This is a genomic window from Streptomyces sparsus (assembly GCF_054776295.1).
The window spans coordinates 1-985 of sequence record NZ_BAAHCA010001339.1 but is presented as its reverse complement, the minus strand read 5'-3'; the positions used below and the strand labels follow the sequence as shown (position 1 = coordinate 985).

The window sequence follows — 985 nt, the reverse complement described above, 5'->3', positions numbered from 1 at the left end:
CGGGTCGACACCGTCGACCCGCTCACGGACCGGTCACGTCCGGTATCGCGGTCAGCCACGGCCCGTCGGGCCGGCCACCGGCCGGTCGGGGCCCACGAGGGAGGCAGTCATGGTGTGCGGCCGTTCAGCGGGCCGGCAGCGGCCCCGGTCCCGTCCGTCAGCGGGAGGCGCTGCCGGATGAGGGAGGTCGTGCACATCGCGGGACCCGCCGGCTCGGAGCCCGATCTCCAGGAACTGATGGGGCAGGTCGCCAGAGGGGACGCGGACGCTTTCGCCGTGGTCTACGACCGGGTGTCCGGGCCGGTGCTCGGCCTGGTGCGCAGCGTGCTGCGCGATCCGGCGCAGGCCGAGGAGGTGGCCCAGGAGGTGCTGGTGGAGGTGTGGCGGCTGGCCGCGCACTTCCAGCCGGACCGGGGCAGTGTCATGGGCTGGGTGATGACGCTGGCCCATCGCAGAGCGGTGGACCGGGTCAGGTCGGCGCAGGCCGCCACCGACCGGGAGCACCGGGCGGCCCTGCTGGACCGGACGCCGGCCTTCGACGAGGTCACCGAGCAGGTCGAGTCGCAGCTGGAACGTGAGCAGGTGCGCCGCTGCCTGCGTACCCTCACCGAGCTCCAGCGCCAGTCGGTGACGCTGGCGTACTACCGGGGCCTGACGTACCGGGAGGTGGCCGAGCTGCTGGCGATCCCGCTGGGCACGGTCAAGACCCGGCTGCGGGACGGGCTCATCAGGCTTCGGGACTGTTTGGGGGTGAGCGCATGAACACCGCCGATCTGCACACGCTGACCGGTGCCTACGCGCTGCACGCGCTGTCGGACGAGGAGCGGGTGGTGTTCGAACGCCACCTGGCCGCCTGCACCTCCTGCGCGCAGGAGGTGCGTGAACTCGCCGAGACGGCGGAGCGGCTGGGGCGCGCGGTGGCGGTCCCGCCGCCGCCCGAGCTGCGGCAGCGGGTGCTGCGGCAGATCGGCACCGTGCGGCAGGA

At 73.6% G+C, this 985-nt stretch carries 2 protein-coding genes; both read left to right on the top strand.

The annotated features are described in order from the left end of the window. The first annotated feature begins 177 nt into the window (after positions 1-177). Positions 178-762: a sigma-70 family RNA polymerase sigma factor gene (locus tag ACYVE9_RS28310; RefSeq protein ID WP_461030739.1), complete on the top strand. Its 585-nt coding sequence runs from the start codon at positions 178-180 to the stop codon at positions 760-762. Beyond that, on the top strand, positions 759-985 hold a 227-nt coding region (locus ACYVE9_RS28305), incomplete at its 3' end, for an RskA family anti-sigma factor (RefSeq protein ID WP_461030738.1). The genes ACYVE9_RS28310 and ACYVE9_RS28305, both read left to right, overlap by 4 nt.

Excerpts from the sequence above, each read along its gene's own strand:
- ACYVE9_RS28310 (WP_461030739.1), top strand. The coding sequence starts at position 178 with ATGAGGGAGGTCGTGCACATCGCGGGACCCGCCGGCTCGGAGCCCGAT.